The following is a 7,739-nucleotide window of genomic DNA, read 5'->3' as shown; positions in this document are numbered from 1 at the left end:
ATGAACACCGTGTTGCAATTGATCCGGACGTTGCCAAGCGTTTAATCAAAAAGAATATGGAGGTCTTAATAGAAGCTGGTGCGGGAACAGATTCTTATTATTCTGATGAAGCTTATGTGAATGCAGGAGCCAAAATTGTGGATCGTGAAACTGCAATCAAACAGGCTAACATTATTGCGATGGTTCAAAATCCGGGTGAAGAGACATTAGCGCAGTTACATGCTCAGCAGGTAATCATCGGGCTACTCAATCCATTAGTAGTTACTGACGAGATGAGTAAACTAGCACAACAAAATGTAAGCGTTCTATCATTTGAATTGCTGCCACGAACAATTAGTCGGGCGCAAACGATGGATGTTTTAAGCTCTCAAGCTAGTGTGGCTGGCTACAAGGCTGCGTTGATTGGTAGCAATACCTATCCTAAGTATTTTCCAATGATGATTACGGCTGCTGGGACAGTTAAACCAGCTAAAGTATTGGTTCTTGGAACAGGGGTTGCTGGACTACAAGCGATTGGCACCGCTAAACGGTTAGGTGCCGTTGTGTCCGGCTATGACGTCCGGCCAGCCTCTCGTGGTGAAGTCGAGTCTTTGGGCGCAACGTTTTTAACTACTTCAGTCGATAATGGCGCTGGCGCTGGTGGCTATGCACGAGAATTGACTGCAGAGGAGCAACAAAAACAACAGGAAGAACTTGCTGGTTTTATTGCCCAAAATGATGTGGTGATCACAACTGCACAGGTTCCGGGCCATAAGCCACCATTATTGGTAACAAAAACAAGTATTCAAGCTGCTAAACCGGCAACCGTTTTTATTGATTTAGCCGCCAGTGAATTGGGGGGTAACGTTGCTGGTAGTAAGCCATTTGAGACCGTCACAACTGACCAGCAAGTGATGATCATTGGTGCTGGTGACCTTGCTAGTCGTGTTCCCAATTCGGCGTCGCAACTATTTGCTAAAAACGTTCAGGCAATTATCAATTATATCGTGAGTGAAGACCAGCTTAATTTTGATTTAACCGATGATGTATTAAAGGAATTAGTGGCAACTCATGATGGTGAAATTATTAATCCCCGATTACGTAAAACGATGGGCCTGGAGACACTAGTTGCAGCAGTCCCACCAACTGAAACCGATAACGTTGCAAAGGAGGAAAACTAAGATGAGCCAGGATTTATATACCAATATTGCCATTTTTGTTTTAAGCTTATTAGTGGGTTTTGAAGTTATTAGTAAAATTCCGGCGACGTTGCACACACCAATGATGTCTGGTGCAAATGCGATTCATGGTGTCGTAGTTGTGGGTGCAATTTTGATTGCACTGGAAGCACAATCGCTGCTGTTTTACGTTATTGCATTTTGTGCGGCTGTATTAGGGGCAATTAATGTGGCTGGCGGTTATGTCGTTACTGACCGCATGTTAACGATGTTTTCCAAACCGAAGGCACAAAACAATGCTGACAATGACAAGGGAGGTAAGTAAAAATGACTCCATTAATGTCAATTGTTTCATTGGTTTATTTGGTTAGTGCAGCTTGTTATGTCGTTGGTTTGCACATGATGCGAACACCTAAAACTGCCCGCAATGGGAATCGCCTCTCTGCAGTGGGAATGGTTCTAGCAGTGATCATGACTTTCCTTGTGGCCATCAATAAAAATTCAGCAACCCTAACTGGCTGGCTGTTGATGCTTGTTGGTGTAGTTTTAGGTGTAGGTTACGGTGTTATTAAAGCTCGGACTGTCAAAATGACCGATATGCCACAATTAGTTAGTTTATTTAATGCGGTTGGTGGTGGTGCAGCTGCAGCGATCGGCATGTTTGATTATTTAAGTGCTACTAATGGTTCGTATCTACAATATTCGTTCTCCATTCCGGTGGTCCTTGATTTAATCATTGGTGCAGTGACATTTTCAGGCTCTTTAATTGCCACAGGAAAATTAGCTGGCAAAATTTCTGGCAAACCAATTTCATTTCCAGGAGCCAAATTATTAAATGCTATTATTGTTTTAGTCATGGTGGCAGCAGTCGTCTTGATGATTGGTTTTCGCACAAACTCATGGTCGTTAGTTTTGGCGTTAGTGGCGAGTTTAGTGTTTGGGATCTTAATGACAATCCCAATCGGCGGGGCAGATATGCCGGTCGTGGTTTCATTGCTAAATGCCTTCACCGGGCTGGCGGTTGCCATGGCTGGGTTCGTGATTGATAATCAAGTTTTAATTATTGCTGGTGCTTTGGTCGGTGCGGCTGGAACCATTTTGACTCTTCAAATGGCTGCCGCAATGAATCGATCAGTTGCCAATATTATTGCTGGCGGTTTCGGAACTGGCGACAGTGGTGACTCAAGCGTGGCAGACGATGTCCCGGTAAATGTGAAGGAAACTAGTGCTGATGATATTGGGGTGCAATTAGCTTATGCTAACAATGTAATGATTGTGCCTGGATATGGTCTAGCTGCTGCACAAGCACAACATGAAGTGGCTGAATTGGCCACATTACTAATTGAACATGGGATTAATGTTAACTATGCCATTCATCCAGTAGCTGGGCGCATGCCAGGGCATATGAACGTTTTATTAGCTGAAGTTAACGTACCTTATGATGAAATGAAACAATTAGAAGAAGCAAATTCCATGTTTGAAAATACTGACGTGTCACTTGTAATTGGGGCTAACGATGTGACTAACCCAGCTGCCCGCAAAAAAGGGACTGCAATTACAGGAATGCCGATTTTAGACGTCGATAAGTCCAAGTCAATCGTGGTGATCAAGCGGTCAATGAGTACCGGCTATGCTGGAATTCAAAACGAGCTCTTTTCTGACGATAAAGCAAGTATGTTCTTTGCTGATGCTAAAAAAGGACTGCAAGAGATCATTGCTTCATCTAAGGAATATTTGGATCAATAAGGGCTGTTCCACCTATCAGCACAGCACATTCAATTATTTTTTAAACTGTTAAGGAAAATTACTTTACAATCGATTCAAAGACTGGTATATTATTACCTGTTAATAAGTTTGTAGGAGGTGTCTAGATATGTCAGTTAAGATTCGATTAAAGCGCGTGGGCTCAAAGAAGCGTCCATTCTACCGAATTGTTGTTGCCGATTCACGTTCACCACGTGACGGCCGTTTCATTGAAGAGGTTGGAACATACAACCCATTGATTGAACCAGCAGTTGTTAAGCTTGAAGAAGAAAACATCATGCAATGGTTGAACAACGGTGCACAACCTTCAGATACTGTCCGTAATATCCTTTCTAAGGCCGGTATTATGAAGAAGTATCATGAAGAAAAATCTACTAAAAAGTAGTGGTAATTAATCATGAATGAACCTGATATTGAAACTTTGATTAGAGTAATCGTTCAACCGTTGGTGCTGCACCCTGAAGCTGTTCAAGTGACAGTGAGTGAAACACCGCGGCTCGAACAATATGTACTAACAGTTCATCCTGATGATGTCGGACGGATAATCGGGCGTCACGGTCATGTGGCGGCTGCTATTCGGACAATTGTCTATAGTGCTGTTAATGAAACCTCTAACAAAATCCGGTTAGTGATTGATGATCATCGGAATCACGAAACTCCCACACAATCATAGTGCGGGAGTTTTTATTTAAACTTGAGGTAAATTGAATGGAATATTATAATATTGGTAAAATTATTAATACGCACGGCATTCGTGGCGAAGTCAAGGTGGCAGTGACCACTGATTTTCCGACGTTACGATTTAAAGCTGGCAACCGTATTTTTATTGATGCGCATCAATCACAGCCAATTCCAGTAGTAATCAAATCAGCGCGGCAACAAAAAGGATTTTTATTATTAACATTTGTAGATTTAGAAGATATCAATTTAATTGAAAAATTTAAGAATTGTGAACTGATGGTCACAAAAGCTGAACAACAACCCTTAGAAAAAGGAAATTATTACTACCACGAAATCATTGGTTTGAACGTTGAAACACAAACCGGTGAAAAAATTGGTACCATCAGCGAAATCACGCCAACAGGTGCTAACGACGTTTGGGTGGTTAAACGGCCACAACAAGCCGATTTACTATTACCAGTGATTGAGGACGTTGTTAAGCAGGTAGACCTGGAAAACAATCGGGTTGTGGTCGAATTGATGGAGGGGTTATAGAATGCGCATTGATATTTTGAGCCTTTTTCCTGAGATGTTTAAGGGCCCTCTTAGTGAATCAATCATTGGAAAAGCCAGCGAAAGAGGGCTACTAGACGTTGGCGTGACTGATTTTCGCCAGTACACAACGGACAAACAAAATCATGTTGACGATGCTCCCTATGGTGGCGGTGCCGGAATGTTATTACAAGCGCAACCGATTTTTGATGCACTGGCTGATGTGCAACAAAAGACCGCTGAATTACCAAAAGGGCGAGTGATACTTTTAGACCCAGCAGGTAAACAGTTTAACCAGCATGTTGCCAGCGAGTTAGCACAAGAAGAACATTTAACTTTCCTGTGTGGCCATTACGAAGGGTACGACGAACGAATTCGAAACTTAGTGACTGATGAAATTTCGTTGGGCGATTTTGTTTTAACTGGCGGTGAACTAGGAGCAATGGTCATTATTGATGCCACTGTGCGGTTGATCCCAGGTGTGCTTGGCAATCAAAACTCAGCACCCGGTGATTCATTTTCGACTGGCTTACTGGAATACCCTCAATACACACGTCCTGCCGATTTTAGGGGGATGAAAGTACCTGAGGTGTTGTTGAATGGTAATCACCAATTAATCGCTCAGTGGCGTGAAAAAGAGTCATTGAGACGAACCTTGCATCGACGACCTGATTTGCTAGCAAAAATGGAATTAACCAGTGACCAACGGCATCTGTTGTCGGACATTCGTATTGAAGAAGACGACTCAGATATGTAGTAAATTTACGCTTTACAGTCACTAAATAAGTATGTTAGAATATTTACTGGCTGTAAAAGCCACAGTAACGATATTCCGCTGATTAGAATAACCATGAATGTCGGTGAAAGGAAGAAAACAGATGCGTCAAAATACATTAATCGAAAAGATTACCGCTGACCAACTACGTAGCGATATTCCTGACTTCCGTGCCGGAGATACAATTCGTGTGTATGCACGAATCGTTGAAGGTTCACGTGAACGAATTCAATTATTCGAAGGTGTCGTTATCAAACGTCATGGTTTTGGAATCAGTGCAACTTATACTGTTCGTAAAATCAGTAATGGTGTTGGTGTGGAACGTACATTCCCACTTCATTCACCACGAGTTGATAAGATCGAAGTTGTCCGTCATGGTCGTGTACGTCGTGCTAAGTTGTACTACTTACGTGCATTACATGGTAAAGCAGCTCGAATTCAAGAACGTCGAGTATAGTAAAAAAGCAATCCTGCGGGGTTGCTTTTTTGATCTATTTATTTATTTTCTTAGCGCCAATCCAGTTGTAATAGTCTGTAAAGACTTTTTGTCAGGCACGCCACACATTGGCTGAACTGTAGCGATTACTTAACCGATATGCATTTTCAGACATTTCCTGGAGTTGATCGCTATTTTGAAATAATTCAACCATTTTGGCAGCATATTGGGCCACATCATCATATTCTGTGATGGCTCCATTTTGACCGCTTTTTATTAATTCAGTTGGTCCGTAATTTACGTGATTAGTTAAACCGACCATTCCGCTTGATAAAGCTTCCATTAATGCTAAGTTGAAGCCTTCCATTCGAGAATAAACTAAATACACTTGATATTGTTCATGCAAAGATGGGACATCAGGTGTGAAATCATGAAACGTAACCGCTGATTGATCGTCTAAGTCAGGCAGTGATTTTTCAATCAAGTTCATTGCTAAGTGATTGTTCGTATCATCTACATAACCGTAAATATCTAAGGTTAAGTCGGGAATTGACTGCCGAGCAATTGCTAGTGCTTGAATCATTTTGTTGATTCCTTTTTCTGCGGCAACACGTGCAGTCACTAGCATACTATGCGTCTGACGTTGTTTCATCGGTATATGAACTTGTTGCAGTGCATCATCTTGAATCACACCAACTGGTACCGTAAAATATTTCGTGACATTCTTCCAACGGATAGAGACATCCAGTGTTTGTTGCGGAGTTGCCGAAACAACACAGTTCCATTGATCCATGTTAGCCAGCGACCATTCATAGTTATCGTTTAAAATTTCTGCTGTAGGATCTTGATCATCGGAAGAGTGGTGGTTATGTAACATTAAAATGATGTAAGCTGGCCGCTCTAGTTTAGCTAATTGCCATTCTGATCCATTTGTTCTGTTCATGATAAACATGTTTTCTCCGACCGCATTGAGGCAGTTGTAAAAATAACCCCGGACTTCCGCAAAGTTATGGAATAATAAATTATCGATTTTCCAAGTTTCTATTTGATTACCGTGGGTGGTGCGGGAAAACGTTTTTTCGATTGCAATTCGACCAGTCATGTCATACCAAATTTCAACTTCAACTTGATTATCAGGAGAATATAGTTGACTCATAGATTTAAACCCGCGACTATCATACGTTGTGGTGCGGTATAAATTACCGAAGCCATCAAAGTATTCAAGTCGTTCAACGTGTCCCATAGCGTTAACTTGAATGCGACCAACTAGCTGGTCTTTTACGGTAGCAAAATACTCAGTGTCAGTATTTTGCTTGAGCATTACATCGACACCAAAGTCTGCATCTTCTGGCTTAATGATCGTGGATTTAACTAGGAGCGCATGTTGGAAATAATCAAACAGGTTAACTGATTCTGCATCCACTAGATTAAAAGTAGCCAACGTTGAATGCAAATTAGGCAAAAAATTTGAAGTTAGTAGTTTGAATTGAACATTGTGCGCACGAAATAGGGTGGCACGGTAAATTTGCGCTTTTTCGATGCCCGATGCTAACTCACTCAGACCTTCGTTAATAAAATAGACAGTCACAATTTTTCTCCTATTCGTTATTTGCTAGTTCAGCCTGAAAAAATTGCCATAATTCGGCTTCATTCGCAAAAAGATAGTCATCACCCTGATAATCTAATAATTTATATCCCGTAACTTGCTCTTGTTCCTCAATGGCCATGGTGATAATTTCCATCTTGGGTTGACCAGTCAGATTGAACATCACTTGGTGACCCAGATTGCCATTTAGATGAAAATATTGGGTACTTGATTTGAACCCGCGACTATCGTAAAAATCACGACTAGCCGGTTCACCCATTGCGTTTAGCCAAGTAATCGTGTTAACTAACTGTGTTGTTTTGGAAGCAACATTTACTTCAGCAATTTTTTGTCCGTTTTGGTAAATATCAGATTGTTGTGGGCTAATACTGACAATTTTAAGCACACGATGGTCGAATAATTCAGGTGAATGCACATGTAGTTTTTTGATTGGAGTAGCAACGATACCTTGGAAATAGTCGTACATATTGATGACCCGACTAACAATATCAAGTTCTGTTTGGTATATGTACGAATCTGGCTCAAATGATTTAGTTGCTAAAATATATTCGGGCTGGTTTAACTTTGCTTTTATTTTTGCAAAGCTCTTTTTTTGTGCTGACTCAGTAAGGTTTGCAAGTGTTGTTTCATAAATATATTTAGTCAAGACTGTGCCCTCCACACGGTAATTTGGTCGGATGTTTAAGCTAATAGTGATTATACCATCAATCAGATCAAGACTCCTGATAATATTGGGCCTTTTAGCTGAACAATAATAGTGCCTTAATTTAAGAATGGAATCGATGATTT

At 41.1% G+C, this 7,739-nt stretch carries 10 protein-coding genes; 8 read left to right on the top strand and 2 right to left on the bottom strand.

The window, feature by feature from the left end:
* The 8 genes from WDC_RS08555 to rplS all read left to right on the top strand — a co-directional run.
* A partial coding sequence (locus tag WDC_RS08555) for an NAD(P) transhydrogenase subunit alpha (RefSeq protein WP_082040972.1) occupies nt 1-1,160 on the top strand: 1,160 nt, incomplete at its 5' end.
* Nucleotide 1,161: 1 nt separating this feature from the next.
* Nucleotides 1,162-1,482, top strand: coding sequence for an NAD(P) transhydrogenase subunit alpha (locus WDC_RS08550; RefSeq protein ID WP_044011444.1), 321 nt, complete (start codon nt 1,162-1,164; stop codon nt 1,480-1,482).
* Nucleotides 1,483-1,484: 2 nt separating this feature from the next.
* Entirely contained in the window at nt 1,485-2,903 is a 1,419-nt protein-coding gene (locus tag WDC_RS08545) for an NAD(P)(+) transhydrogenase (Re/Si-specific) subunit beta (protein ID WP_044011443.1), read from the top strand.
* Between the two features lie 127 nt (nt 2,904-3,030).
* Nucleotides 3,031-3,306 carry a 30S ribosomal protein S16 gene (gene rpsP, locus WDC_RS08540; RefSeq protein WP_044011442.1) on the top strand — a complete coding sequence of 92 codons (276 nt, stop codon included), beginning with the start codon at nt 3,031-3,033 and terminating at the stop codon, nt 3,304-3,306.
* Between the two features lie 12 nt (nt 3,307-3,318).
* Nucleotides 3,319-3,594: a KH domain-containing protein gene (locus WDC_RS08535; protein WP_044011441.1), complete on the top strand. Its 276-nt coding sequence runs from the start codon at nt 3,319-3,321 to the stop codon at nt 3,592-3,594.
* Nucleotides 3,595-3,629: 35 nt separating this feature from the next.
* Entirely contained in the window at nt 3,630-4,136 is a 507-nt protein-coding gene (rimM, locus tag WDC_RS08530; protein ID WP_044011440.1) for a ribosome maturation factor RimM, read from the top strand.
* Nucleotide 4,137: 1 nt separating this feature from the next.
* On the top strand, nt 4,138-4,890 hold the full coding sequence (gene trmD, locus WDC_RS08525) for a tRNA (guanosine(37)-N1)-methyltransferase TrmD (protein WP_044011439.1): 753 nt from the start codon (nt 4,138-4,140) through the stop codon (nt 4,888-4,890).
* A gap of 121 nt (nt 4,891-5,011) precedes the next feature.
* Nucleotides 5,012-5,365 carry a 50S ribosomal protein L19 gene (rplS, locus tag WDC_RS08520; RefSeq protein WP_044011438.1) on the top strand — a complete coding sequence of 118 codons (354 nt, stop codon included), beginning with the start codon at nt 5,012-5,014 and terminating at the stop codon, nt 5,363-5,365.
* A gap of 91 nt (nt 5,366-5,456) precedes the next feature.
* Here rplS and WDC_RS08515 read toward each other — a convergent pair whose 3' ends face one another.
* Both WDC_RS08515 and WDC_RS08510 read right to left on the bottom strand, forming a co-directional pair.
* On the bottom strand, nt 5,457-6,932 hold the full coding sequence (locus WDC_RS08515) for a glycosyltransferase (protein WP_044011437.1): 1,476 nt from the start codon (nt 6,930-6,932) through the stop codon (nt 5,457-5,459).
* 10 nt (nt 6,933-6,942) lie between these two features.
* Nucleotides 6,943-7,596: a hypothetical protein gene (locus WDC_RS08510; RefSeq protein WP_044011436.1), complete on the bottom strand. Its 654-nt coding sequence runs from the start codon at nt 7,594-7,596 to the stop codon at nt 6,943-6,945.
* Between the last annotated feature and the right edge of the window lie 143 nt (nt 7,597-7,739).

The sequence above is a fragment of the Paucilactobacillus wasatchensis genome (assembly GCF_000876205.1).
GTDB classification, from domain to species: Bacteria; Bacillota; Bacilli; order Lactobacillales; family Lactobacillaceae; genus Paucilactobacillus; species Paucilactobacillus wasatchensis.
The sequence above is the reverse complement of the archived record's forward strand: the minus strand, read 5'-3'. Positions and strand labels throughout refer to the sequence as shown.

Excerpts from the sequence above, each read along its gene's own strand:
- rpsP (WP_044011442.1), top strand. The coding sequence starts at position 3,031 with ATGTCAGTTAAGATTCGATTAAAGCGCGTGGGCTCAAAGAAGCGTCCA.
- trmD (WP_044011439.1), top strand. The coding sequence starts at position 4,138 with ATGCGCATTGATATTTTGAGCCTTTTTCCTGAGATGTTTAAGGGCCCT.
- WDC_RS08550 (WP_044011444.1), top strand. The coding sequence starts at position 1,162 with ATGAGCCAGGATTTATATACCAATATTGCCATTTTTGTTTTAAGCTTA.
- WDC_RS08535 (WP_044011441.1), top strand. The coding sequence starts at position 3,319 with ATGAATGAACCTGATATTGAAACTTTGATTAGAGTAATCGTTCAACCG.
- rimM (WP_044011440.1), top strand. The coding sequence starts at position 3,630 with ATGGAATATTATAATATTGGTAAAATTATTAATACGCACGGCATTCGT.
- WDC_RS08545 (WP_044011443.1), top strand. The coding sequence starts at position 1,485 with ATGACTCCATTAATGTCAATTGTTTCATTGGTTTATTTGGTTAGTGCA.
- rplS (WP_044011438.1), top strand. The coding sequence starts at position 5,012 with ATGCGTCAAAATACATTAATCGAAAAGATTACCGCTGACCAACTACGT.